This window comes from Sphingomonas sp. AC411, assembly GCF_979253035.1.
This window is the reverse complement of the sequence record NZ_CEEDAQ010000001.1, coordinates 1009741-1035308: the sequence shown is the minus strand read 5'-3', so window position 1 is coordinate 1035308 and position 25568 is coordinate 1009741. Positions and strand designations below refer to the sequence as shown.

Sequence of the window (25568 nt, the reverse complement as noted above, 5' to 3'; positions counted from 1 at the left end):
AAAGCGATCACATCCGTTGCGTGTCCTCCCCCTCCGTCTGGCAAGTGCCAGCCACCTCCCCCTTGCGGGGGAGGATTGAAGAACGAGTCGGGTCAGGCGGCGAGGAAGTCCGCTATGGCCTGGCCGAGTTCTGGCTTCACCACCGCGCTCATGTGGCCGCCGGGGTCTCCACATAGGTCCCCTGCGGCAGGATCGCCGCGAGGTCGGGTGCCGAGCCATTGTCCTGGTCCTCGCTGCCGCACACGACCAAAGTCGGCTGCTGAATTGCCTCCACCGACTCCAGCGGCGTGTCGGCGAACGTCTCGAGAATGCCGAGCAGTGCGACCGGATCGCCGCCGGTGGTCTTCAGGAATGCCTCGGCCAGCCATTCCGGAGTGCCCTGAACATGCTGCCCAAGCCGGGTGAGGATGTTGCGGAAATGCCCGGCGCGACGCGATGTCTGGGTCAGCCCTTCGAGGCCCATGCCGGAGAAGATCACGCGGCGCGGCGTCGCGCCGGTCGCGAGCATCCGCGACGTCGTTCGCGCGCCGAGCGAATAGCCGCCAAGGTCGTAATCGGTCAGCCCGAGGTGCGCGACCAGGGCATGCCCGTCCTGCGTCAACGCATCCGCCGGATAGGCTTCGAGCCCATGTGGCTTGTCGCTGTCGCCGTGCGCGCGCAGGTCCGGCATGATCACCCGGAACCCTTTCGCGGCGATCTTCGCGGCATGGCCGTAACGGATCCAGTTGGTCTTCGCGTCGGAGAAATAGCCATGGATCAGCACCACCGGCCTCGCATCTTTTGTGTCGGGGCCAACCTCCCGCCACGCGATCCGCGTGCCGTCGAAGCTCTCGAAATACCGGACTTCGGAAGTTTGGGTCTCGCTCGGGGTGATGGCCACGGTCTCATCCTGCAATTGTGTCGGCGCCAGTTCGGAGCGCGCGTGTGGTCTGTCAACGCCCGCCAACGAAAACGGGCGACCCGAAGGCCGCCCGTCTCGCATCCCGGTAACGGAACGGAACTGCCGCCAAATGTGGCCGTCAGAACTGGTATCCGATCCCGCCCGCTCCGCCGGCACGGCCCTGCGAGTCGTAGGTGCCGCTGAGCTTCACCACGGTGTGTCCGTCGTTGAACGCCTTCGACATGCCTACCGCGACCGCCGACTGCCCGGCGTAGGTGCCGCCGCCGATCGCGACCATTCCCTTGCCGGCTTCATAGGCTTGCGGCAGCCCGGCAGCGGCGAGTGCGCTCGACGTGCCGGCATAGCTGTCGCGACGGACCGCACGGAGGTCGAAGTCGAGCGCCGCGATCCGTCCGTCGGTGTAGCTGTTCGCCTGCGTCACCGCCGAGTTGATGCCGGAGTTCAGCTGTCCCACATTGACCGCGTCGGTGGTCGATACGCCCGCCGCGACGTTGCTGAGCACGGTTGCCGCACCGCCTGCGTTGAACGTCACGTTGGTCCGCCCGGGACCGTATTGGACCGAGTTGCCGCCGAGCGCCAAGGCGCTGTCCGCGGTACCCTGCGCCGTCGCGACCGCCTGGTTGGTGGTGTAGAGCTGACCACCATTCACCGCATCGGTCGAGCCCGCCGCGAGCGCCGCCGCAGCCACGTTGGTCACGGTAACCGGGGCCGCCGCATTGCCACCGGCCAGCACGTAACGGTGTTGGTCCGCGCGCCGCTAGCGTCGGTGTTGTACGACACCGCGTTCACGGAGGTCAGCGCCAGTGCGTACACCTGCCCGCCATTGACCGCGTCGGTCGATCCCGCCGCGATCGAACCACTCGCGACGTTGTGCAGCCCGACCGGCCCGGCCGCCGCACCGACCAAAGTCAGGTCGTTGGTGGGCGTGCCACCATTGGGTGTCGTGGGGCTGCCGGGGTTGGAATATTGCACCGTCCCGATCGCGCCGTTGTTGATATCGTTGCCGAGATTGGTGACCGCGGTGCTGACATTGGTCACCGAGGCGTTGAGATTGGCGACGCTACCCCGAGAGTGGTGACCGTGGTCGACAGGTCGGTCACCGTATTGCCGAGATTGGTGATAGCCGTGGTGTTCGAGGCGACCGCCTGATTGGTGGCGGCGAGTTGCGCGCCGTTCACCGCATCGGTCGACGTGGCGTTGACCGCGCCCGCCGCGACATTGCTGATCGTCGTGCCGCCCGCTCCGCCGAGCGTCACCGAGGTCTGTGCGGCATTGTCGTAGCTCACGCTGTTCGTCGCCACCTGGCCGATCTGCCCGCCCACGCCGGCAAGCGCATCGCCGACATTGGTATAGGTCGTGCCGTTTACGACATAGCTCGGGCCGGTGATCGCGCCCGTCGTGACGTTGTACGCCGCGCCGCCGCCCAGGCTTCCGACGAAAGCGTTGCCCAGCGTGTTCGACACACCGCGCAACTGCGCGACGTTGACCGCGTCGGTATCCTCGCTGCCGGCGCCGACGCCGGTGATCTGGCGCGTGCCGAGCGGCGCGAACGTCCCGGTGGCGGGATCGATATAGTCCGCGGTGCGGGCAACCGCGATTTCGCCGATCGAGGATTGCGCGCCGGTGACGCCGAACGCGGTGTAGCTCGCGACCCCACCGCGCAACGTCGAGGAGGCGCTGCCCAGCGCGACGCTGTTTTCCAGATTGGCGATCGCCCCTGCGCCGAGCGCGGTCGAGGCGAACGCGGTGGCCGACGAGAGCGTACCGAGCGCGGACGAACCGAAGCCGGAAGCAATCGAGCGTTCGCCGACGGCAAGCGTATAGTCCGCCGACGCCGACGCGGCGGTGCCGAGCGCCGTCGAGTTCAGGCCGCTCGCAGCCGAGTTGTTACCGAAAGCGGCGGCAAAGTCCCCCATGGCGGTGCTGGCGTTGCCGACCACCAGCGTGTTGACGCCGCCGGTCACGATGTCCGAGCCGAAGGCGAGCAGGCCGTCGCCGTTCACTTGGTTGCGGTTGCCGAGGGCCAGCGCGCCAAGACCGTTGACGACGTTGCTCGTGCCGATTGCGATCGTCCCGTTGCCGGTCGCCTGGTTGGTCTGGCCGATCGATACCGTTCCGTTGCCGGTGGCGAAGTTGGTGTCGCCGAGCGCCACCGCGCCGATCCCCGTTGCCTGGTTGTCGCGGCCAAGCGCGACCGCACCGTCGCCGGTCGCGATATTGGGATCACCGATCGCCACCGCGCCGTTACCGGACGCGATATTGGCGAAACCGATCGACACCGCCCTGCCGGCGATCGCGCTGGACCCGTCGCCGATCGCAACCGATCCCGCACTGGAGGCGACCGTGTTGCGCCCGGCGGCGATGGAACCATCGGCACTGGCGAAGGCATTCGGGCCGATCGCCGTGGAATCGGTGCCGAGCGCCCGCGCATCCGCCATGACCGAGGTCGCCTTGAAATAGCGCAGATCGGAGGCCGTCGGCATGCCGCCGATCGATGTCTGGATCGCGGACACGGCACCCTGCACGCTGCCATAGGTGGTGCCGCCATAGAGGATGCCCGCAGCCACCGTGCCGGTGACCGGATCGTAGGTCGAGCTCCCGCCGAGGGCCGAGGCAAAGCTGCTGCCCAGGCCGAACAGCTGCCCGCCATTGACCGCATCCAGGCTGCCGGCGCCCAGCACACCGGCACCGACGTTGGTGATGCGCTGCGCCGCACCACCACGGTTCGCATTGAACGCTTGCAGCGTGCTGTCGTACAGCAAGGCGTCGGTTTGAAGGCCCGTGACGCTGGTATTGATGTTCGCGATATTGGTCGTGTTGATCGCCACCGCATCGTTGGTGGCGCCGAGCTGCGCGCCGTTCACCGCGTCGGTCGAGCCCGCGCCGAGCGTCCCCGCCGCGACGTTGGTGATCTGCTGCGCGACTCCGCCGCGCCCGGCATTGTAGGCCTGCAGCGTGCCATCATAGAGCAAGGCGTCGGTCTGGAGCGCGGTGACGTTCGTCGAGACGTTCGCGATATTGGTTGTGTTGATCGCCACCGCATCGTTGGTGGCGCCGAGCTGCGCACCGTTCACCGCGTCGGTGCTGCCCGCGCCGAGCGTCCCTGCCGCGACGTTGGTGATCTGCTGCGCCACCCCGCCGCGCCCGGCATTGTAGGCCTGCAACGTGCCGTCATAGAGCAAGGCGTCGGTCTGGAGCGCGGTGACGCTTGTCGAGACGTTCGCGATATTGGTGGTGTTGATCGCCACCGCATCGTTGGTGGCGCCGAGCTGTGCACCGTTCACCGCGTCGGTGCTGCCCGCGCCGAGCGTTCCCGCCGCGACGTTTGTGATCTGCTGTGCCACCCCGCCGCGCCCGGCATTGTAGGCCTGCAGCGTGCCGTCGTAGAGCAAGGCGTCGGTCTGGAGCGCGGTGACGCTGGTCGAGACGTTCGCGATGTTGGTGGTATTGATCGCCACCGCATCGTTGGTCGCGCCGAGCTGTGCGCCGTTCACCGCATCGGTGCTGCCCGCGCCGAGCGTCCCCGCCGCGACGTTGGTCAGGGCGACGGGGGCAAGCCCGCGCCGGCCCCGCCCAGCGTCACGCTGGACCGGCCCACATCGTCATACTGCACCGCGCCGCTTGCGACCGTACCGATCTGCGCCTGGACGCCTGCGAGTTGGCTGACGTTGACCGCATCGGTATCCGCCGAGCCTGCCGCGACGTTGGTGATCTGTCGCTGGGCGGTTGCGGTGCCTACCGAGACTTCGCCCGCCGAGGTCTGCGCGACCGTACCCAGGCCGATCGCCGTATAGCCTGCAACCGGACCGCGTGCGGCAAGGCTGCCGGCTCCCAGCGCGACGCCGTTCGCGCCGGTTGCAATCGCACCGTGCCCAGCGCAACCGCGCCGATCGCGCCCGCACCGACGCCGGCATCTGTGCCGAGCGCGATCGCGCCCAGCGCGGTCGCGTCGAGTCACCGCCGCGTTACCGAACGCGATCGAGTTCGCCTCGCCTGCAAACGCCGCCACCCCGGACGCGCCGAGCCCGGTGATCCGGTTGCCGCCGATCGCGATGCCGGCGGGCGTGCGCAGGAAAAGCCATCCGCCTGCAGATCACACCGATCCCCGGCCCGACGATCGTCCCGTTCGTGTTCAGGACCCGCAGCGTGATCGGTGCGCCCGACGCGGCATCGTCGAGCAGCCCGGTCGCATCGATGTTCAGGTTGCTCACGGTCAGGGGGACCACCAACGACACGATCGGCACGGAGATGACCGCGTTGACGCTGCCTAGGATCGGGTTGACCGTCGACTGGATCGGATCGACCACCCCGGTAATCACCGGCCTGAGGATATCGGTGACAACCGAGCGCGGCAAGCTTACGCCCGAACAGGCGCTGACCAGATTGGTCGGCGGTGCGACCTGTGCGTAGGCCGGCTGCGATGCGAGGAACGTGGTGGCAGCCAGCCCGAGCAACGAAACGCTGCCGCGCATCTGCCGTAGGAGCCTGGTGTCGCGCCGCGGCCTGGCGGTTTGCTGCATCCGGATGGGGTTACGCCCGAATTCCGAGCTTCCGACGCATTCCAATAAGCCGACGCGATAGACATGCCGATGACCTCCACAAGCGACTGCAAATGCAGCCCAACCGTCACCGGACACTGGTTGTCTGCCAACCTAGTGACCGGAACGTGGAAAACCTCGACCCATGATTACTAACAGTAAGTTACCTATTAAAACGACTTTGATATCTAGCCGATATGACATGTATTTCGTAATTATACTTGTATCGGTTACAGTCGGTAGCATTATGGTTTATCAACTTTGAACTTTACTACGTATGTTAACAGACACACTTCTGAACGGAGATCGAGATTCCACCCAAAACGCAACAAGTCTCACGAGGAGATCAATCGTCGAAATGGGTCTAACGACTGAGCGATGGGCGCGGAATAATTTTGCGCACCCGCCGGATACGCAAAAACCGCGCCGCCATTCTGGATGGCGACGCGGTCACGCAGATCGAAGCGGTTGATATCGGGGCGAGATCGCCCTGAGCGGTTTACGCCTTTTGTAGATGCCGCCGCCCGAGCAGTTCGGCGATCTGGACCGCGTTCAGCGCCGCACCCTTGCGAAGGTTGTCGCTCACGCACCACAGGTTGAGGCCGTTCTCGACGGTCGGATCCTCGCGCACGCGGCTGATGTACGTCGCGAAGTCGCCGACGCACTCGATCGGCGTGATGTAGCCGCCGTCCTCGCGCTTATCGACCAGCATGATGCCGGGCGCCTCGCGGAGGATGTTCTGCGCCTCCTCGGCCGAAATCTCGTTCTCGAACTCGATGTTGATCGCTTCCGAATGGCCGACGAACACCGGCACGCGGACGCAGGTCGCGGTGACCTTGATCTTCTTGTCGAGGATCTTCTTGGTCTCGACGACCATCTTCCACTCTTCCTTGGTCGAGCCGTCGTCGAGGAAGCTGTCGATGTGCGGGATCACGTTGAAGGCGATCTGCTTGGTGAACTTCTTGGGCTCGGCCGGATCGCCGACGAAGATGTTGCGGCTCTGCTCGAACAGCTCGTCCATCCCCGCCTTGCCCGCGCCGGAGACCGACTGATAGGTCGAGACGACGACGCGCAGGATCTTCGCGGCGTCGTGCAGCGGCTTCAGCGCGACGACCATCTGCGCGGTCGAGCAGTTCGGGTTGGCGATGATGTTGCGGACCTTGTAACCGTCGATCGCCTCGGGGTTCACCTCGGGCACGATCAGCGGCACGTCGGGATCCATCCGGTAGAGCGACGAATTGTCGATCACGACGCAGCCGGCAGCGGCGGCGATCGGTGCGTAGACCGCGGTGCCCTCGGAGCCGATCGCGAACAGCGCCATGTCCCAGCCGTTCCAGTCGAAATGCTCGATGTTCTGGCATTTGATCTGCTTGCCGGTGTCGCCGTAGTCGACCATCAACCCCTGGCTGCGCGACGACGCGACGCAGGCGATCTCGTCCGCCGGAAACTCGCGCTCCGCCAGGATATTGAGCATCTCGCGCCCGACATTGCCGGTCGCCCCTGCGACCACCACCCGATAACCCATGTCTAAACTCCGATTGGACTTGGGCGCGCACTAACGTCGTTGCGCGGGCAGGTCCAATGGCTTTCGACTTGTTGCGCGGATAGAGGGGTTTGGGGTGCCGTGATTATACGCCACCTTACTGTCCGCCCCGTGTTCCCCGCGAAGGCGGGGCCCAGTCTGGCCCCCGCCTTCGCGGGGGAACAATCTTTCGCACCACCGCCCCAGATAGTAGCTTCACCAATAATAGCACCACCCCGGCGGAGGCCGGGGTGGTGCCGTAGTGGTCGGACCACCTGCTACTACATCGTCAGCAGATTCTCGGTAGAATTGGTGTGCGGTTTGGGAGGTTAGCGGACGATCCTCTTTCTACTCTCGCGGTATTCCCGAAATGCGGCCCACACGAGCAAGACAGCAAGGATAAGGATGGCTCTCGTCGGAAGGTGACTGATGGCGGACTGTAAGTCGCTGTCAATCCAGTCGAATGCGAACTGTCCAATCAATATCGGCAAGCCGACCATGACGATGAGTTTTAGGATACGGCGCGGCATCTGCCCATCGTATCTAAGTCCCGGATGTCTGCAAGTGGACGTTTTCAGCCGTAGTTCGTGATCATGTCGCGAGACGATCGAATACCGACCGTCTCGCCGAACCGCACCGGCGTTTACTTCGCCGACGCTGGCGCCGCTGCAGCCGCCTCCGGACCCGGCTTGTCCTTCACCGTCCGGTCGAGGAAGTTCAGGATCGTCCCCCAGACATGCTCGCTAATCCCCGGCCCCGATACGCGGTGCGTGTAGCCGGGGTAGAACATCATCTCGAACGGCGTCGCGGTCGCCTGCATCCTTGCTGCGACCTTGGTCGAATTGTCGAGGAACACATTGTCGTCCGCCATGCCGTGGATCAGCAACAACGGATCGACGATCTTGTTCGCCTCCTCGACCGCGGCCGACGTCGAGTAGCTCGCCGGGTCCTTCGCCGGATCGCCGAGATAGCGCTCGGTGTAATGCGTGTCGTACAGCTGCCAGTCGGTGACCGGCGCGCCCGACACCGCGGCCGCATACACGCCCGGGGTCTTCTCCAGCATCTTCAGCGACATATAGCCACCATAGGACCAGCCATAGGTCGCGATCTTGGTCGGCTCGACGAACGGCAGCGACTTCAGATAGTTCGCCCCCGACAGCTGATCCTCGACTTCGACCGTGCCCATCGCGTGATAGATCTGGTCCTCGAACGCCTTGCCGCGGTTGTAGGAGCCGCGGTTGTCGATCTTGAAATAGATCCAGCCGCGATCGACGAGGTATTGCGGCAATCCGCCCTGCCAGCCGCGCGTGACCTGCTGGCCGGTGCCGGGGCCACCGTAATGTTCGAAGAACACCGGGTATTTCTTGCCCGGCTCCAGCGGCGGCGTGATCATCTCGTAATAGAGCGTCATGCCATTCTTCGCCTTCAGCGTCCCGAACTTGGTTTCCTGGTGGCTCGACAGATACGGGTAATAGGGGTGCCCCTCGACCACCGCATTCTCGTTGATCCACGAGATCCGCTTGCCGGTCGCGTCCGCCAGATAGACCTGGGTCGGCTGCTTCGGATTCGAGCGCGAGATGATGAAACGGCTCGCGGCCGCGTCCATCGTCGCGCTGTTCCACCAGCCGGTTTCGGTCAGCTTGGTGATCGCGTTCGGCTTGGCGACATCGACCGAATAGAGCTGCTGCTCGAGCACGTCATCCTTGTTGCCGAGGAAGAACAAGCGGCCCTTCGTCTCGTCGACGCCGACCAGATCGGTGACGACCCAGTCGCCCTTGGTCAGCTGCGTCCATTTGCCCGATGCGAACCGATAGAGATGCCCATAGCCGCTCCGCTCCGACCGCCAGATCAGGCTGCCGTCCTTCAGGACATGATAGGCATCGGACAGGTTGAGCCAGCTCTTCACGCCGGACTTCTCGGTGAACAGGATCGTCGACTTGCCCGTCGCCGGATCGACGCGGAGCATCTCCAGCAGCTTCTGGTCGCGGCTCTGGCGCTGGACCAGCAGCATCCGGCCATCCGGCGTCCAGTCGACGCGTGCGAGATAGATGTCGGGGTTGGTGCCGAGATCGACCTTCACCTGGCCCGAGCCGTCGGGCTTCATGATATACAGGTCGACCAGCACGTTGGGCGTGCCGGCGGCGGGATAGCGCTGCTCGTACACCTTGGTGCCCGTCGCGCCGATCGACGCACGCGTCGCGGTGTGGACCGGCGCTTCGTCGAACCGCTCGACCGCGACATATTGCTCGTCGGGCGACCACCAGTATCCGGTGCGGCGATCCATTTCCTCCTGCGCGACGAATTCCGCCTCGCCGAAATGGACGGTGCCTCCGCCGCCGGTGGTGACGGCGCGCGCGGCGCCACCGCTCAGCGGTTGGACGAACACGTTCTGGTCGCGGACGAACGACACGAAGCCGCCCTTGGGGCTGACCACCGGGTTCAGTTCGCCGCCGGGCGTGTTAGTCAGTCGCGTGACCTTGCCGTCGAGCCCGGCGAGATACAGGTCGCCGTCGAGCGGCACGAGGATCGACTTGCCGTCGGGCGCCCAGTCATAGGCGACGATGCCCTTCTGCCCGCCGATCCGCGCACGCTCGCGCTGCATCTTCTCGGCCTCGGTCAGTTCGGCGCCGCTGCCGACCTTCTTCGAATCGACCAGCATCCGCGCCTGCCCGGTCGCGGTATCGACCGCCCAGAGATCGAAGCGCTCCTTCTCGTCGTCGCGGTTGCGCAGCGAGGTCAGCAACGTCCCGTCCGGCGACAGCCGCACCGCGCGGGTTGCGATCCCGACAGGTCCGGATTGCCGAAGACGCGCGCCATCGTCAGGTCGCCGGACTTCGCCGCCTCGACAGGCCGCACCGGTTCAGGCGCGGGCGTCGTCGCCGCAGGGCCAGAGGCGGGCGTCACCTGATCAGCAGCCATCGCGGCGGTTCCGACCGAAGCGAGCGCAAGCCCGAGCAACCATGTTCGCATCCTGTAGACTCCGTGGGATCATCCCGCCGGATACCGCCCGGCGGCCCGAAGATGTTCGGTGGCGCGTTATCGCGACGGCATGCGGGAACGTAAAGGGAGACGTACAGAACGCGTCGCAACGCCGATCTTAACTTAGCCGGGCGCCGACCGCCGAGCATGTGATAATTACCGCGTCGTAAACCGCGTCTTTACGCGCTTCGTTTAAACCGACCGACGAGAACCTTGCCGTGGACGTTCGTTCACGGCGCAGCACTGACCGGAGTATGATGGTCTCGACCACGGTACCGCAGGGCAACGAGCCCGCAGGCGAGCGCAGCGCATGGCAGGCGCTCGTCCGGCTGGCCGAGGCCGACGGCAGCGTCGCGCACCCGCATTATCGCCGCCTGATTTCGGGTGGTCAGGCGCCCCGCAACCTGTCCGACGCGGTCCACGCGCTGTGCTCGGTACACGGCGACCATCCCGGCATGATCGCCGACGTCCTGGCGCACACGGTCCAGCCCGAGGCGCAAAACTGGCTGACCGCCGCGGCCGCCGGGTTCGTCGACGAGCGCACCTATCTCGCGCAGCTGACCGCCGCGGTCGGCCCGCTGCCCTCGACGCCCGGCCAGGCGGAGACCGAATCGGCGCTGGTCGGCGAACGGCACGCGCTCGAAATGCTCGCCCGGTCCGAGCGGCGCGGCTGCGCGACCGGCGCGGTTGCGGCGCTGTTGCTCGATTGGGGCTCGATCCGCGGGATGCTCGATATCGCCGCAGAGCGCTTCGGGCTCCCAGTGCCCGCACCGACATTCCCTCGAACGCCAGACACCGCGGCGACGATCGCGGCGATTGAAACGCGCCCGGCGTCCAGCGCGCGATCCTGTTCGGTGCACAACAGCTGTTCGCGCAGCACCGCGGTCTGTGGTCGCTGCTCGAAGCCCGTGCGAGTGCCCGCGGGGATCTGTAACCGGCTTGCACGGGGCTGCGGAATCCCTCTATCCATACCCGGTATTCAGAACCGGACGGGACATCGCATGAAGCGCTTCGAAGGCACCCAGAGCTACGTCGCGACCGACGATCTGAAAGTCGCGGTCAACGCCGCCGTCACGCTGCGCCGCCCGCTGCTGATCAAGGGCGAACCCGGAACCGGCAAGACCGTCCTCGCGTACGAGATCGCCAAGGCGCTCGGGGCGCCGCTGATCGAGTGGAACATCAAGTCGACCACCAAGGCGCAGCAGGGCCTGTACGAATATGACGCGGTCGCCCGCCTGCGCGACGGCCAGCTCGGCGACGCGCGCGTCCACGACATCGGCAACTATATCCGCAAGGGAAATTGTGGGAGGCGTTCACCCAGCCCGCCCCGCCCGTCCTGCTGATCGACGAGATCGACAAGGCCGATATCGAGTTCCCCAACGACCTGTTGCAGGAACTCGATCGGATGGAGTTCCACGTCTACGAGACCAAGGAAACGGTGCGCGCGGTCGAGCGCCGATCGTCATCATCACCTCGAACAACGAGAAGGAACTGCCTGACGCGTTCCTCCGCCGGTGTTTCTTCCATTACATCAAGTTCCCCGACCGCCAGACCATGCAGGCGATCGTCGACGTCCATTTCCCCGGCATCCAGAAGATCCTCGTCAGCAAGGCGATGGACCTGTTCTATGACGTCCGCGACGTGCCGGGGCTGAAGAAGAAGCCATCGACCAGCGAGCTGCTCGACTGGCTGAAGCTGCTGCTCCACGAGGACATGCCGCTCGACATCCTCCAGAACCGCGACCCGACCAAGGCGATCCCCCGCTCCACGGCGCGCTTCTGAAGAACGAGCAGGACGTCATGCTGTTCGAGCGCTTGGCGTTCATGGCGAAGCGGCAGAAGAACCAAGGGTAAGGACGGCCTTAACCCCGATGCGGCATAGGCGATGAGGTAGTTTCAATCCTCCCCGCAAGGAGGAGGTGGCGCCGTAGGCGACGGAGGAGGACACGGAACCGATGTTACCCCTCGCCGCCCCCTCCGTCAGGCTACGCCTGCCACCTCCCCTGGCGGGGAGGATCGATAGGTCCCGACGCACGCGCGCCCAGAACTTTCCGTACCGCACTCCTGCTCGCCGCAATTACCCTCCTCGGCCTCGCCCTTCGCCTGTGGAGCGCCCGCGGCCGCCTATGGGTCGATGAAGCCTGGTCCGCGGTCATGGTCGAGCGCGCGCGGACCCCGCTCGGGATCTTCACGGCGATCAACCACGACAACAACCATCATCTGAACAGCCTGTGGATGTGGCTGGTCGGCTACGGCGCACGACCGCTCGCGTTGCGCGCGCTGTCGATCGCCACCGGCACCGCGACGATCCTGATCGCCGCCGCGATCGGCGCGCAGCGCAGCGCTCGCCACGCGCTCGTCGCGGCCGCACTCGTCGCGGTGTCGCCGATCATGGTCGATTACGGCTCGGAAGCGCGCGGCTACATGCCGATGCTGCTCGCGCACATGACGATGATCTGGTTCGTCCTGCGCTGGCTGGACGCGGGAGTCGATCAGCGCCCGCCGCGGTGGCGACTGGCCATGCTCGCCATGCTCGGACTGTTGTCGCAACTGACGATGGTCTTCGGGATCTGCGCTATCGTCCTGTGGGTCGCGGTGGCGCTGCGAAGCCGGCATCGCGCAGACCTTGCAACAGCCCGCACCATCCGCCTCCTTCTGCCGACGATCGTCACGACCGCTGCCGTGTTCGGACTCGTTCTGGGTGCCGCAGCGGTGAGCCCGACCGGAATGCAGGTCGGCGATTACGTCGCGTTTTCACTCCCCGCGATGGGCCGAGCGCTCGTCGTTATGGTGGCGGCCAGCATTGGCGGACTCGCCGCGCCGACCTGGATCGCGAGCGTCGCGATGATCGCCGTCGCGTTCGGTTTCATCACGATCGTCCGGAAACGCGATCCGGCCGCGATCTTCTACCTCGCCGCGATCGTCGGCCTGCCGCTCGGCCTCGCCGTCCTCCGCGTCGGCAACACCGGCATGCCGCGCTATTTCCTCATTTCCTCACTAGCGCTGATCCTGTTGCTCGCCGGACTGCTCGCCGACGGTCTCGGCAAGCAGGGCGAGGATCCGCCTGATCTGCGCAATTCTCCTCGGCACGATTATCGTCGCCAGCATCCGCGACGATCTCTCCCAGGCTTCATTCCGCCGCGGCGACACCGACGCGGCGATCCGACGATGGCAGCGATCAGCCCGGCGGGCGCCGATGTGCTCGTCGACCACCTCCGCCCAATCGCGACGTTACGCGTGGCAGCGGCGGAACAGGGCTACCCGCTTAAAATCGCCCAGGATTGCCCCGCCCCGACGTTCCTCCATGTCGATCTCGGTGACGATGCCCCAGCATCTCCAACGGCGGTCCGATGCGGCATACGCTACCGTCTGGCGGTCGTCCGACGACGCGCCATCCTCTCCGGGGTGGACTGGGCGCTGTACGTACGCGCCGACCTGCCCGAAAATCGTGGCGAGCGTCTTCGTTAACCATAGCGGAAACTAGCCGGTCACCTCCCGCTTGGTAGCGTCGGCGCATGAAGCAGATCCCCCGAGCGCTCCTTAGCCTTGCCATCGCCGCCACCGCGGCGGCCAGCGCCAACGCCAGTTCGCTGCTCGACTATGTCGGCCAGTGCGTCCCCTTCGCGCGCGCCGCATCGGGGATCCAGATCTACGGCAATGCCTGGACGTGGTGGGAGCAGGCCGACGGCAAATACGAACGCACGCACATCCCGAAAGAAGGCGCCGTCATCGTCTTCGCGAAGACCGCACGCCTGCCGTTCGGCCATGTCGCGGTCGTCAGCCGGGTAGTCGAGAAGCGCGTCGTCATGCTCACCCACGCCAACTGGTCGCGGCAGAACGGCGAGCGCGGGCATGCGGAACAGGACGTCACGCTGTTCGACGTGTCGCGCAACAACGACTGGAGCGACGTGAAGGTCTGGTACAAGGACGTCGACGGCCTCGGCGGCGGGATCTACCCGGTGTACGGCTTCATCTACGGCAAGGCGCACGCCGCCGCCGAACTGACGAGCCGCAACCCCGATTACGTCGGCGCGCTGATCGACGCGTATGTGCCTGTCAGCGGCAAACCCATCGGGCGCTGACCTCTCCCTCCTTGCTGACTTCCCCCTCCCTGAAAGGAGGGGTCGAGATGGGTCGGCCCGCTTTGGTCGCAACCGTTTGAATATGCGGAAGCCGACCCACCCAGCCCCTCCCTTCCAGGGAGGGAGCCAGAAGATGCCTATTCTTCGATTGCCGCCACCCTTGAAACCGTGCCACCACCGTCCGCAAAAGACGGCGAGGATGACGATGCGGTTCAAGGCTTTCACGACAGTCACGCTGGCCTTGCTCGCAACGTCCGCCCCCGCGATCGTCGGCGCGCAAAAGAAAAGGCCCGCCCCGGTGGCGACATCCCGACCAAGTTCGTCCCCGCCAACGCCAGCTTCGATTTCGACCGCCGCGAGGTCGACATCAAGATGCGCGACGGCGTCACGCTCCACGCGGTCATCGTCCAGCGCAAGGGCCTCACCGACGCCCCGATCCTGCTCCAGCGCACCCCTACAACGCCGAGAGCGTCGCCAGCCGCTCCTCCAGTTCCAGCGGCGCGATGAACCTGCGTGCGTCCGACGCGATGTTCTTCGACGCGGGATACATCCGCGTGTTCGAGGATGTCCGCGGCAAGAACGGCTCGAACGGCGCCTATATCAACGAACGCCCGTTGATCGGCCCGCTGAACAAGACGAAAGTCGATCATTCCACCGACGCGTACGACACGATCGACTGGCTCGTTAAGAACCTGAAGAACAGCAACGGCCGGGTCGGCATCATCGGCGGCAGTTACGACGGTATGATGGCCGCGATGGCACTGGTGAACCCGCACCCCGCGCTGAAGGCCGCGGTGCCGATGAATCCGGTGATCAACACGTGGAAAGGCGACGACGACTTCCACGGCGGCGCCTTCCGACAGATCGGCTACGACTATTACTACACGCAGGACGCCGCGAAGGGCGAAGCGGGCAACCTCTGGCGCGACGCGTACGACGATTACGACACGTTCCTCCGCGCCGGATCGGCCAGCGCGTTCGTGAAAAGCCGCGGGCTGGAGCAGCTTCCCTTCGTGCAACGCATGCACGATCACCCATCGTACGACGCGTTCTGGCAGGGCCAGGCGCTTGAGGCGATCCTCCCGAAACAGCCGCAGACGGTGCAGACGCTCTGGGTCGCCAGCCAATGGGATCAGGAGGACATCTACGGCGCCGTCGCGGCCTACGAAGCCGTATCGAAGGTCGATCCCAACCACGTCAACCACTTGGCGCTCGGCCCGTGGGCGCATGGCGGCGCGAACGGCGACGGCTCGACCTTGGGCGCGATCCGCTTCGATGCCGACACCGCGCTCTGGTTCCGCAAGAACGTCCTGCTCCTTCCTCGACGGCGCGCTGAAGACCGGCGCGACACCGCCCGCCCTCGCTCCGTCACCGCGTTCCAAACCGGCACGAACCAGTGGCAGACGCTGGCGAGCTGGCCGAACTCGACCGCTACCCAGAAGCTCTATTTCCAGCCCGCCAGCGGCCTCGCCCCGACCGCCCCGAGAGCGACGGCCACGACGACTATATCTCCGATCCCGCCAAGCCGATCCCCTACCGCCTCCGCCCGATCCGCCCGACCTACGCGACCGGCTCGACCTGGCGGCAATGGCTCGTCGACGACCAGCGCCCGTTCTCCGACCGCACCGACGTCCTGACCTACCGAGACGCCCCCGCTGACCGCCCCGGTCGCGATCGCCGGTGCGCCCGTGGCCGACCTGATCGCCAGCACCACCGGCACCGACGGCGATTTCGTGGTGAAGCTGATCGACGTCTACCCCGCCGAATATTCCGACAAGCCCGAGATGGGCGGCTATCAGCTCGCCGTCTCGATGGACATTCTACGCGGCCGCTACCGAGATAGCTTCGAGAAGCCGACCCCGATCGTCGCGGGGCAGCCGACGCATTTCCGCGTCGTCCTGCCCAACGCCAGCCACGTCTTCCTGCCCGGCCACCGCATCATGGTGCAGGTCCAGTCGAGCTGGTTCCCGCTCTACGACCGCAACCCGCAGACCTACGTCCCCAACATCTTCGACGCGAAGCCCGCCGACTACCGCAAGGCCACGATCAGCGTCTTCCACTCGGCCGCGCAGCCCAGCGCGATCGAACTGCCGATCGCCTCGGCCAAGTGACGGGTGACCTGATGTTCCTGAACTTCCTCGACGAACTCCGCAGCGCCGGCATCCCCGCCAGCCTCAAGGAGCACCTCATCCTGCTCGAAGCCCTAGACGCCGAGGTGATCGAGCGGACGCCCGAGGATTTCTACTATCTCTCCCGCGCGGTGTACGTGAAGGACGAGGGGCTGCTCGACAAGTTCGACCAGGTCTTCGCCAAGGTCTTCCGCGGCCTCGCCACCAGCTACGGCACACCCGCCGGCGACGTTCCCGAAGACTGGCTGAAGGCGGTCGCGGAGAAATTCCTGAGCCCTGAGGAAATGGCCGCGATCAAGTCGCTCGGTTCGTGGGACGAGATCATGGAGACGCTCAAGAAGCGTCTCGAGGAGCAGAAGGAACGCCACCAGGGCGGTAACAAATGGGTCGGCACCGGTGGCACGTCGCCCTACGGAAACGGCGGCTACAATCCCGAAGGCGTCCGCATCGGCGGCGAAAGCACGCACAAGCGCGCGCTGAAAGTCTGGGACCAGCGCGAGTTCCGCAACCTCGACAACACCAAGGAACTCGGCACCCGCAACATCAAGATCGCGCTGCGCCGCCTGCGCCGCTTCGCCCGCGACGGCGCCGCCGACGAACTCGACATCGACGGCACGATCGCCGGCACCGCGCGGCAGGGCTATCTCGACATCGTCATGCGCGCCGAGCGCCGCAATGCGGTGAAACTGCTGCTGTTCCTCGACGTCGGCGGCTCGATGGACCCTTCGTCAAGCTCTGCGAGGAACTGTTCTCGGCTGCGACGACCGAGTTCAAGAACCTCGAATTCTTCTACTTCCACAACTGCCCGTACGAGGGCGTGTGGAAGGACAACATGCGGCGCTTCGCCGAGCGCACGCCGATGTGGGACGTGCTCCACAAATACGGCCACGACTACAAGCTGATCTTCGTCGGCGACGCGTCGATGAGCCCGTACGAGATCACCCACCCCGGCGGCTCGGTCGAGCATTTCAACGAGGAGCCGGGCGCGGTGTGGATGCAGCGGCTGACCAACACCTATCCGGCGGCGGCGTGGCTGAACCCGGTGCCCGAGGCGCAATGGGGCTATTCGCAGTCGGTCCGCATCATCCGCGAGCTGATGACCGACCGGATGTACCCGCTGAGCCTCGCCGGCCTTGACGATGCAATGCGCGAATTGACGCGAAAACGGTGAGCTTGGTGCGGTTGGCGGCGTACCGTAACGGAACCGTCACGGAGGCGATCGGTTTATCGGGCATCATCCCTCACCGAAGGACTATCCGATGTCGTCGATCCCCAACTCCGCCATGCCGCACGCCAAGGTTCACCACGACGACGACCACAAGCCTAAGGCTGACGCGAAGAAGACCGCCGCAGCGAGCGATTGGGTCGAGGACGCGACCGACGCGGCCAAGGCTGGCCTCGCAACGGCAACGGATGCGGTGAAGTCGCATCCGAAGACCGCCATCGCGGTTGGTGCTACGGTGATCGCGGGGATCGCGGCCGCGATCGCGGCGCCGGCGTTGCGTTCGAAGGATGCTGCCGAGAAGAAGGCGCCACCGAAGAAGCCCGAGCCGAAGAAGCCGGCCAAGCCGAAGAAGCCACACTGATACGAACGCCTTCGCCTACCCCATCCCGCACCACCCCGGCGAAGGCCGAGGGCCCAGTTGGGGACGTCGCTAACTAAGGGGCGCTTCGTTACTGCAACCTTTCCAATTGGGCCCCGGCCTTCGCCGGGGTGGTAGTAGGTTAGTGTGAGTGACGCGAGCGCCGCCCCCGCCTCCTTGTTCTCCGCGGAGGCGGGAGCCCAGTCTGGGCTCCCGCCTCGCGGAGCACACGCTGTCTTAGTTAGGAGCCCCCCTTAAACCCGGTCCACAACCCCACCAGGCATCGCCACCGGCACGCCGGTCGTCCCCGGAAAACTAATCGCCAGCCCCTTCAGGGTCCGCACCGCCATATACGCGAACCCCTCGGCCTCCAGCGCATCGCCGTTCCACCCGAGCACATCGCTAGGCTCCACCACCAAGCCGGTCCGCGCGGCGATCATCGCCAGCATCGTCGGATTATGCCGACCACCCCCGCGACCAGCAACCGCACCGGCCGAGCCGGCAAATGCCGCAAAGCTTCCGCCACCGTCGCCGCGGTAAACGCGGTCAGAGTCGCCGCGCCATCCGCCGCCGACAACCCCGCGCCGGCTGGATCGTAAAATCATTCCGATCCAGAGACTTCGGCGGAGGCGCATCGAAGAACGGGTGATCGAGCATCGCGGTCAACACCGTCTCGTCGACCCGCCCGGACGCCGCCAACGCCCCCCGGCATCATACCGCGCACCAGTCTCCGCCTCGACCCAGCTATCGATCAACCCGTTAGCCGGCCCGGTATCGAACGCAACCAGCCCCTCGCGATCCGCCATCTGCGCCCGCTCCGGCGACATTTCGCGTGAATCATGCATGTCGCGCCCGCCCGGAATGAAGGTGATGTTCCCCACCCCACCAAGGTTCAGCACCGCGACCGGCCCCTCGAGCCCCGCCGCCAACGCCGCATGATACACCGGCAGCAGCGGCGCGCCCTGCCCGCCCGCCGCGACATCCGCCGACCGAAAATCCGATACCGTCATAATCCCGGTAGCCCGCGCAACCGCAGCCCCGTCGCCGATCTGCCACGTCCAGCGCCGATCCGGCCGATGCGCGATCGTCTGGCCGTGAAAGCCGATCACATCGACCTCCGCCGCCGCAACCCCCGCATCCGCCAGCAGCTTGTGCACCGCGAACACATGCGCGCGCGTAATCAACTCACCCGCGGCAACCACCGGCGGACTCGCCCGCGGCTTGTCGAACGTCAGCGCCATCCGCGTAGCCTCGGTCAGTTCCGCCCGCGCCGCATCCGAATACGGCTCGCCACGAAACGCGATCGGCCGCACGAACGCCTCGCCATCGGTCTCGATCAACGCCGCGTCGATCCCGTCGAGCGACGTCCCCGACATCAGTCCAATCGCCAGCATATCGGTTCCTTCCCGCGTAATCCGCCCATCCATGCAGGATGCGATTCCGCCCGCCTAGAAAAAACCGAACTTTGCGCCTATGTGCGCGGGCTTCATGGCAACAACACTCCCCTCCCCGCCGAAGATCGGCATGGTCTCGCTCGGCTGTCCGAAGAACCTCGTCGACAGCGAGCGGATTCTCACCCAGCTGCGCGGCGACGGCTATCAGATGTCGCCCGACTATGCCGGCGCCGACATCGTCCTCGTCAATACCTGCGGCTTTCTCGATTCCGCCAAGGAGGAGAGCCTCGAGGCGATCGGCGAGGCGATCGCCGAGAACGGCCGCGTCATCGTCACCGGCTGCATGGGCAAGGAAGCCGACGCGATCCGCGCGCGCTTCCCGCAGGTCCTCGCGATCACCGGCGCGCACGAATACGAGCAGGTCGTCGGCGCGGTCCACGAGGCGGCCCCGATGCCGCCGTCGGCGTTCCTCAACCTGATCCCCGACGCCGGCCTGAAGCTGACCCCGCGCCACTACAGCTATCGCTGAAGATCTCGGAAGGCTGCAACCACCGCTGCTCGTTCTGCATCATCCCGTCGTTGCGCGGCGACCTCGTCAGCCGCCGCCCCGACGCGATCCTCCGCGAGGCGGAGAAGCTGGTCGAAGCCGGCACCAAGGAACTGCTGGTGATCAGTCAGGACACCTCGGCCTATGGCGTCGACCTGCGCCACGCCAGCTGGCCGGTGAAGACCGGCGGCCCCATGGCCCGCGGCGAAGCCCGAGACGTCCGCGCGCACATGACCGACCTTCGCGCGAACTCGGCAAGATCGCCCCTGGGTGCGCCTGCATTACGTCTACCCGTATCCGCACGTCGACCACGTCATCCCGCTGATGGCGGAAGGCCTCGTGCTGCCGTACCTCGACATCCCGTTCCAGCACGCCGCGCCGTCGGTGCTGCGCCGGATGAAGCGTCCCGGCAACGATGCGAAGGTCCTCCAGCGCATCCACAACTGGCGGACGATCGCGCCCGACATCACGATCCGCTCCACCTTCGTCGTCGGCTTCCCCGGCGAGACCGAGGAGGATTTCCAGTATCTGCTGGATTGGCTCGACGAAGCGCAGTTGGATCGCGTCGGCGCGTTCCGCTTCGAGCCGGTCGAAGGCGCCGCGGCGAACCTGCTGCCCGACCACGTGCCCGAAGAGCTCAAGGAAGAGCGCTACGCCCGCATCATGGAAAAGACCGCGGCGATTTCCGCGGCCAAGTTGCAGGCGAAGATCGGCCGCACGCTGGATGTGATCATCGACGCGGTCGACGAAGAGGGCGCGACCGGCCGCTCGCAGGCGGATGCACCTGAGATTGACGGCGAAGTATTCCTCCGAGATGCCGGCCACCTGACGGTAGGCGATATCGTGCCGGTTACCATCGAGGATGCCGACGAACACGACCTATACGGCGTGCCAGCTTAGGTCCTCACTGTTCCCCGCGAAAGCGAGGGTCCAGGAGCCACAAGCGCCATAGCCCGTAACCCTGGACTCCCGCCTTCGCGGGAGAACGGCTGAGTTCGCGGGTCCGTCAGACCACGCTGCGCCCGGTGAACAGCTTCACCAGCACGACGATGACCGCGATCACCAGCAGGATGTGGATCAGCCCGCCCGCGACGTGGAAGGCAAAGCCCGCCAGCCACAGAATGAGCAGGATGACGGCGATGGTGTACAACATTATTCGGTCCCCTTGAGAGTATCGGCCTCCCGGCACTGGGTGAAACGTGGCTGCAAGACGCCCTGTTCCGTCAACATTTCTGCCCTAGTCTAACTCCCTCAACCGCCACGGAAATAAAAATCACGGCGTTGCGCGCGTCAGCCGGTTCTGCTTCCATACTGCGATGATCCTCCGCTTTCTCGCCGTCGCCGCGCTGCTGCCGGCCCCCGCCCTCGCCCAGTCGCTAACCCCGCAGAGACGGCGCAGATCGATACGCTGGTGACCGGCGCGCTCGGCGATACCGGCGTGCCCTCCGCATCGATCGCCGTGGTGCGCGGCGGGCGAATCGTATTCGCCAAGGCCTACGGCAAACCGTCCGAGGCGATCACAACCGCTGACCCGAAACTCCCCTACCAGATCGCCTCGATCTCCAAGCAGTTCACCGCCGCCGCGATCCTGCTGCTCGAGGACGAGGGCAAGCTATCGCTCGACGACACCGTCGCCAAATACATCCCCGGCATCACCGGCGGCGACCGCATCACGATCCGCCAGTTGCTCAGCCACACCTCGGGCCTGCAGGATTACTGGCCGCAGGACTATAGTTTCGCGGCGATGGCCAAGCCCGTTACGCCGCAGCAGATCGTCGACCGCTGGGCGAAGAAGCCGCTCGATTTCCAGCCCGGCACGCAGTGGCAATATTCCAATACCGGCTATGTCGTCGCGGGCCTTATCGTCGAGAAGGTCTCGGGCCAACCGTTGCTCACCTTCCTCCAGCAACGCATCTTCAAGCCGCTCGACATTCGCGCGCTCGATCAGGACAAGGCGATCGGCAAGGCGTTCCCGCAAGGCTATGGCCGCTTCGCGCTAGGCCCGGTCCGCCCCGAGACACCCAGTGCGGACGGCTGGCTCTACGCCGCCGGCGAGCTCTCGATGAGCGCCGAAGACCTCGCCAAATGGGACGTCGCACGCCTCACCTGCAGCACGCTCCCCGCCGACGATTGGGCAGCACAGGAAACCCCGTCAAACTCGCGGACGGTAGCAGCAACGGCTACGGCCTCGGCGTCTTCACCGGCAGCGCGAACGGTCGTCGCTATGTCGAGCACAGCGGCGAGGCGGTCGGCTTCCTCTCCGAAAACACCGTCTACCCCGACGACAAGGCGGCCATCATCGTCCTCACCAACAGCTGGTTCAGCGACGCAACGGGCCGCATCGCCGCCGGCGTCGCCAAGATCGTCCTGCCGCCCGCCGCCGCCAGCGCCGAGGACACCGCCGCGCTCGCCCGAGCCCGCGCCGTCTACGACCAACTCCGCACCGGCACGCTCGACCGCAAAGGCCTGACCGAAGACGCGAACTATTACTTCAAGCCGGTCGCGCTCGCCGACTACAAGACGAGCCTCGGCGCACTCGGCGAACCGACCGCGTTCGCACAAACCGGCAAGACCCGCTTGCGCGGCGGCTTCGTCAACCGCACCTACCGCATCACCTATCCCGACCGCACGCTCTCGCTCAGCACCTATGCCGAGCCCGGCGCAAACGGCCGGTACGAACAACTCCTGGTGGCCCCGCACAATGACCGACTTCGCCTCGATGCTGCAACCCGACCGCGGCCAGCCCGCGCGGACGATCCACGTCGTCCACCCCGAAGCCTATGACGGCTGGCTCGGCAAGCAGTCGCAACGCATCCGCACGACGGTCGCCGCACACCGGCTGACCGGAAAGGCCGGCGACCGCGCGGTATTGCCCGGCGAGACCGCGGACGACTGGTCGATGCTGCTGGTCTGCAACGAAGCGCTGACGTCGCCGTGGCGGATCGCCTCGCTCGGTGCGTCGCTGCCCGCCGGGACCTATCGTCTCGCGGAAGGTCCGGTCGGCGCGGCAGGGCTCGGCTGGATGCTCGCCCAGCACCAGTTCACCCGCTACGTGAAGCCTGACGCAACCGGCCCCGTGTCCTCCTGACCGTCGACGCCGCACAGATCGACGAGACGGTCCGCCTAGCCGAAGCCACCGCACTCGTCCGCGATCTGGTCAACACCGGTGCGTCCGACATGGGCCCCGCCGACCTCGAAGCCACCGCCGAGACGCTCGCCAAGCGCCACGGCGCGACGGTAACGACGACGCGAGGCGATGCACTCGCGAGCGGCTACCCGATGATCCACGCGGTCGGCCAGGCCGCAAGCAAGGACCGCGCGCCCCGCCTGATCGAACTCGAATGGGGCGATCCGTCGCACCCCGCATCGCGCTGGTCGGCAAGGGCGTGACCTTCGACACCGGCGGGCTCGACATCAAGCCGTCCGCCGGCATGCGTCTGATGAAGAAGGACATGGGCGGCGCCGCGCACGCCTTGGCGCTGGCAAGCCTGGTGATGGCCGCGAAACTCCCCGTCCGCCTGCACGTGCTGGTCCCCGCAGTCGAGAACTCCATAGCCGGCAACGCCTTTCGCCCGGGCGACGTCCTCTCCACGCGAAAAGGACTGACGGTCGAGAACACCAACACCGACGCAGAAGGACGCCTCGTCCTCGGCGACGCGCTGACCAAGGCGGGCGAGAGCGATCCCGAGCTGATCCTAGACTTCGCGACGCTCACCGGCGCGGCGCGTGTCGCGCTAGGTCCGGACCTGCCCCGCTGTTCACCGACGACGAGACGCTCGCCGGGGACCTGCTCGTGGCCGGGATCGCCGAGACCGACCAGATGTGGCGCCTGCCGCTCTGGAACGCCTATGATGAGATGCTGAAATCCGACGTGGCCGATATGGTCAACGCGCCCGATGGCGGGTTCGCCGGCGCAGTGACGGCGGCGCTGTTCCTGCGCCGGTTCGTGCCGCAGGGAACGGCATGGGCGCATCTCGACGTGTTCGCATGGCGGCCCACGGCCAAGCCGGGGCGCCCCAAGGGTGGCGAGGCCTATGCGCTCAGAGCATCGTTCGCGATGCTGGCAAAGCGCTACCCACATCGCTACTCATAACCAACTCCGTCATCCCCGCGAAGGCGAGATCAATATCCTCAGCGGTCAATGCGTCTCAGATCGGCCAGCCACTATGGGTTCCGCCTTCGCGGGAATGACGGAAGTAGTGATTTACCCGCAGCAAACTGCCCGAACGGCAGCATCTTGTCCGCCAGCGCCTTGGTTGCTTCCGTATCGCCCGCGCGCAGCGGCACCAGCACCGCGATCGCCGCACGCCGTACGAAACCGTCGATCGCGGTCGGGGTCGGCGCCCTGCTGGCCGTCTCCAGCAACGCACGGCCGCGTTCGTCCTTCGGATCCAGCTCCAGCCGCAGCAACCCGGCCAGCCCGGCGAACATCGCGCGGTTGCCGCCGAGCGCCACCGACCGATCCAACGCCTCGAACCCGGTCGCCTTCTGCGCACCGGCGACCGCCCGCCCGACGAACCGCCCGAGCTTGGCGATCACGCCGACATGCCATGCGCCCAGCGCGGCCTGCGCCTCGGCGTTGCGCGGATAGCGTGCCACCAGCGACTCATATTGCTTCCGCGCAAGAATGGCCTGCCCGCGATTGCCCAGCAGTTTGGCCCGGTATCCGTTCGCCATCGCCTGGACGACCGCCGCATCCTGGTCGTTCGGCGCGCGGCTCAGCGCCTGCCCCGCCACCGCGGCGGCCTTCTCGATCCGCGCCAATGCGACGTTGCGATCGCGATCCACAAAGCCCGCCTGAGTCAGCAATTCCCGCGGGGTCTCGGCGTGCACTGGCGGCGCATAGACCAGGCCACACGCTGCGATCGAGGCGCCGATACAACCGAAAAACCAGCTGACCATATTATTTTCTCACACCATAGCAGGCACGTAGGTCAACGATCCGCGCAACGAATCGCCTCCCTTCAGTCGTAACCTCTTGATGTTTATCGAGACTTAACGCGCCGACGTGGAGTCCCGCATCTCAGAGCCCGGCCGCCGCCTCGATGATCGGCACGAACTTGTCCGCGGTCAGGCTGGCACCACCGACCAGCGCGCCATCGACGTTCGGCGTCGCCAGGATCGACGCCGCGTTCGCGCCCGTCACCGAGCCGCCATACAGGATCCGCACGCCCGCCGCGGCATCGCCGATCAGCATACGCAGCTTGGCGCGCGCGATCGCGTGGATCGCCGCGATCTCGTCGAGCGTCGGCGTGCGCCCCGTACCGATCGCCCAGCGCGGCTCGTACGCCAGCGTGAACCAGCTACCGTCCGCATTGTCCGGCACCGACTTCTCGATCTGCGCCTGCACCACACGCTCGGCACGGTCGGCGTCGCGCTCCGCCTCGGTCTCGCCGCAGCACAGGATGACCTGCAAGCCCTGCCGCCGCGCCGCCGCCGCCTTCGCCCAGGCGTCATGGCTCGTCTCGTGCTGGTCCGCGCGCCGCTCGGAATGGCCGACGATCGTGAACGACGCGCCGACTTCCTTGACCATCGCCGCCGACACGCAGCCGGTATGCGCCCCGAGATCCGCCTCGTGCACGTCCTCCGCACCGATCGCGAGGCCCGGCACACGCTCCGACGCCGCGGCGATCAGCGTGAACGGCACCGCGACCGATACGTCGACGCCGGGTGCAGCACTCGCCGCCGCGGCAATCGCGTCGAGTTCGACGAGCAACGCCCGCGAACCGTTCATCTTCCAGTTTCCTGCTACCAGCTTGCGCCGCATCGCTATTTCCCCAAGAATTTTGCCCAGCGATAGCGTCGCCCCCGGCGCGCACAACCCCGCACACCCCATGAATGGCCCGGCATGAGCCCACCCGAGCCCACGACCTTGAAGCGCCCGACTTGAAGAG

14 protein-coding genes and 9 pseudogenes are annotated in these 25568 nt (G+C 66.1%); 11 read left to right on the top strand and 12 right to left on the bottom strand.

The genetic code is table 11. From position 1 onward, the window contains the following. Positions 1–92 precede the first annotated feature (92 nt). The 8 genes and pseudogenes from AC0IX7_RS05395 to AC0IX7_RS05360 all read right to left on the bottom strand — a co-directional run bounded on the left by AC0IX7_RS05395 (position 93) and on the right by AC0IX7_RS05360 (position 9931). A pseudogene (locus tag AC0IX7_RS05395) lies at positions 93–880 on the bottom strand (alpha/beta fold hydrolase). Between the two features lie 139 nt (positions 881–1019). Further along, positions 1020–1634: a YadA family autotransporter adhesin gene (locus AC0IX7_RS05390; RefSeq protein ID WP_471810781.1), complete on the bottom strand. Its 615-nt coding sequence runs from the start codon at positions 1632–1634 to the stop codon at positions 1020–1022. After that, the gene (locus AC0IX7_RS05385; RefSeq protein WP_471810780.1) at positions 1595–1939 is read right to left on the bottom strand and encodes a hypothetical protein; all 345 of its coding nucleotides are present in this window, start codon (positions 1937–1939) and stop codon (positions 1595–1597) included. The genes AC0IX7_RS05390 and AC0IX7_RS05385 overlap by 40 nt, the downstream gene beginning before the upstream one ends. Then, positions 1936–4443, bottom strand: coding sequence for a beta strand repeat-containing protein (locus AC0IX7_RS05380; RefSeq protein WP_471813750.1), 2508 nt, complete (start codon positions 4441–4443; stop codon positions 1936–1938). Before AC0IX7_RS05380 ends, AC0IX7_RS05385 begins: the two co-directional genes overlap by 4 nt. Beyond that, a complete protein-coding gene (locus AC0IX7_RS05375; protein WP_471810779.1) occupies positions 4440–4910 on the bottom strand; it encodes a hypothetical protein in 471 nt (156 codons plus the stop codon). Before AC0IX7_RS05375 ends, AC0IX7_RS05380 begins: the two co-directional genes overlap by 4 nt. Beyond that, positions 4867–5373: a hypothetical protein gene (locus AC0IX7_RS05370; RefSeq protein WP_471810778.1), complete on the bottom strand. Its 507-nt coding sequence runs from the start codon at positions 5371–5373 to the stop codon at positions 4867–4869. Before AC0IX7_RS05370 ends, AC0IX7_RS05375 begins: the two co-directional genes overlap by 44 nt. Positions 5374–5938: 565 nt before the next feature. Further along, the gene (locus AC0IX7_RS05365; protein ID WP_307085559.1) at positions 5939–6964 is read right to left on the bottom strand and encodes an aspartate-semialdehyde dehydrogenase; all 1026 of its coding nucleotides are present in this window, start codon (positions 6962–6964) and stop codon (positions 5939–5941) included. A 640-nt stretch (positions 6965–7604) separates the two neighbouring features. Then, positions 7605–9931, bottom strand: a pseudogene (locus tag AC0IX7_RS05360) (S9 family peptidase). A gap of 263 nt (positions 9932–10194) precedes the next feature. Between AC0IX7_RS05360 and AC0IX7_RS05355 the strand changes: the two are divergent. The 8 genes and pseudogenes from AC0IX7_RS05355 to AC0IX7_RS05320 all read left to right on the top strand — a co-directional run. After that, positions 10195–10716 (top strand): annotated as a pseudogene (locus AC0IX7_RS05355) (DUF6975 family protein); the annotation flags it as partial. Between the two features lie 225 nt (positions 10717–10941). Continuing rightward, positions 10942–11793: pseudogene (locus tag AC0IX7_RS05350) on the top strand (AAA family ATPase). Positions 11794–12093: 300 nt separating this feature from the next. Beyond that, positions 12094–13407 (top strand): glycosyltransferase family 39 protein, encoded by a 1314-nt coding sequence (locus tag AC0IX7_RS05345; RefSeq protein ID WP_471810777.1) that lies wholly within the window; start codon positions 12094–12096, stop codon positions 13405–13407. A gap of 47 nt (positions 13408–13454) precedes the next feature. After that, positions 13455–14021, top strand: coding sequence for a CHAP domain-containing protein (locus AC0IX7_RS05340; protein ID WP_471810776.1), 567 nt, complete (start codon positions 13455–13457; stop codon positions 14019–14021). Between the two features lie 168 nt (positions 14022–14189). Continuing rightward, positions 14190–14528, top strand: coding sequence for a hypothetical protein (locus AC0IX7_RS05335; RefSeq protein WP_471810775.1), 339 nt, complete (start codon positions 14190–14192; stop codon positions 14526–14528). Further along, positions 14486–16132, top strand: a pseudogene (locus tag AC0IX7_RS05330) (CocE/NonD family hydrolase); the annotation flags it as partial. The gene AC0IX7_RS05335 and the pseudogene AC0IX7_RS05330, both read left to right, overlap by 43 nt. An 11-nt stretch (positions 16133–16143) precedes the next feature. Then, positions 16144–17321, top strand: a pseudogene (locus AC0IX7_RS05325) (vWA domain-containing protein). An 88-nt stretch (positions 17322–17409) separates the two neighbouring features. After that, complete coding sequence (locus AC0IX7_RS05320; protein WP_471810774.1) at positions 17410–17736, top strand: hypothetical protein; 327 nt, start codon at positions 17410–17412, stop codon at positions 17734–17736. Between the two features lie 251 nt (positions 17737–17987). Here the strand turns inward: AC0IX7_RS05320 and AC0IX7_RS05315 are convergent. After that, positions 17988–19127 (bottom strand): annotated as a pseudogene (locus AC0IX7_RS05315) (anhydro-N-acetylmuramic acid kinase). A gap of 94 nt (positions 19128–19221) precedes the next feature. Here AC0IX7_RS05315 and rimO point away from each other — a divergent pair. After that, positions 19222–20574 (top strand): annotated as a pseudogene (gene rimO / locus AC0IX7_RS05310) (30S ribosomal protein S12 methylthiotransferase RimO). A gap of 106 nt (positions 20575–20680) precedes the next feature. Here rimO and AC0IX7_RS05305 read toward each other — a convergent pair. After that, positions 20681–20827 (bottom strand): lmo0937 family membrane protein, encoded by a 147-nt coding sequence (locus AC0IX7_RS05305; protein WP_128452849.1) that lies wholly within the window; start codon positions 20825–20827, stop codon positions 20681–20683. 258 nt (positions 20828–21085) lie between these two features. Between AC0IX7_RS05305 and AC0IX7_RS05300 the strand changes: the two genes are divergently transcribed. Together AC0IX7_RS05300 and AC0IX7_RS05295 are read left to right on the top strand one after the other, a co-directional pair. Next, the gene (locus AC0IX7_RS05300) at positions 21086–22144 is read left to right on the top strand and encodes a serine hydrolase domain-containing protein (RefSeq protein WP_471810773.1); all 1059 of its coding nucleotides are present in this window, start codon (positions 21086–21088) and stop codon (positions 22142–22144) included. Positions 22145–22375: 231 nt separating this feature from the next. After that, a pseudogene (locus AC0IX7_RS05295) lies at positions 22376–23767 on the top strand (leucyl aminopeptidase family protein). A 71-nt stretch (positions 23768–23838) separates the two neighbouring features. Here the strand turns inward: AC0IX7_RS05295 and AC0IX7_RS05290 are convergent. After that, positions 23839–24507, bottom strand: a complete 669-nt coding sequence (locus AC0IX7_RS05290) for a hypothetical protein (RefSeq protein WP_471810772.1) — start codon at positions 24505–24507, stop codon at positions 23839–23841. Positions 24508–24697: 190 nt separating this feature from the next. Continuing rightward, entirely contained in the window at positions 24698–25441 is a 744-nt protein-coding gene (gene tpiA, locus AC0IX7_RS05285) for a triose-phosphate isomerase (RefSeq protein ID WP_471810771.1), read from the bottom strand. Between the last annotated feature and the right edge of the window lie 127 nt (positions 25442–25568).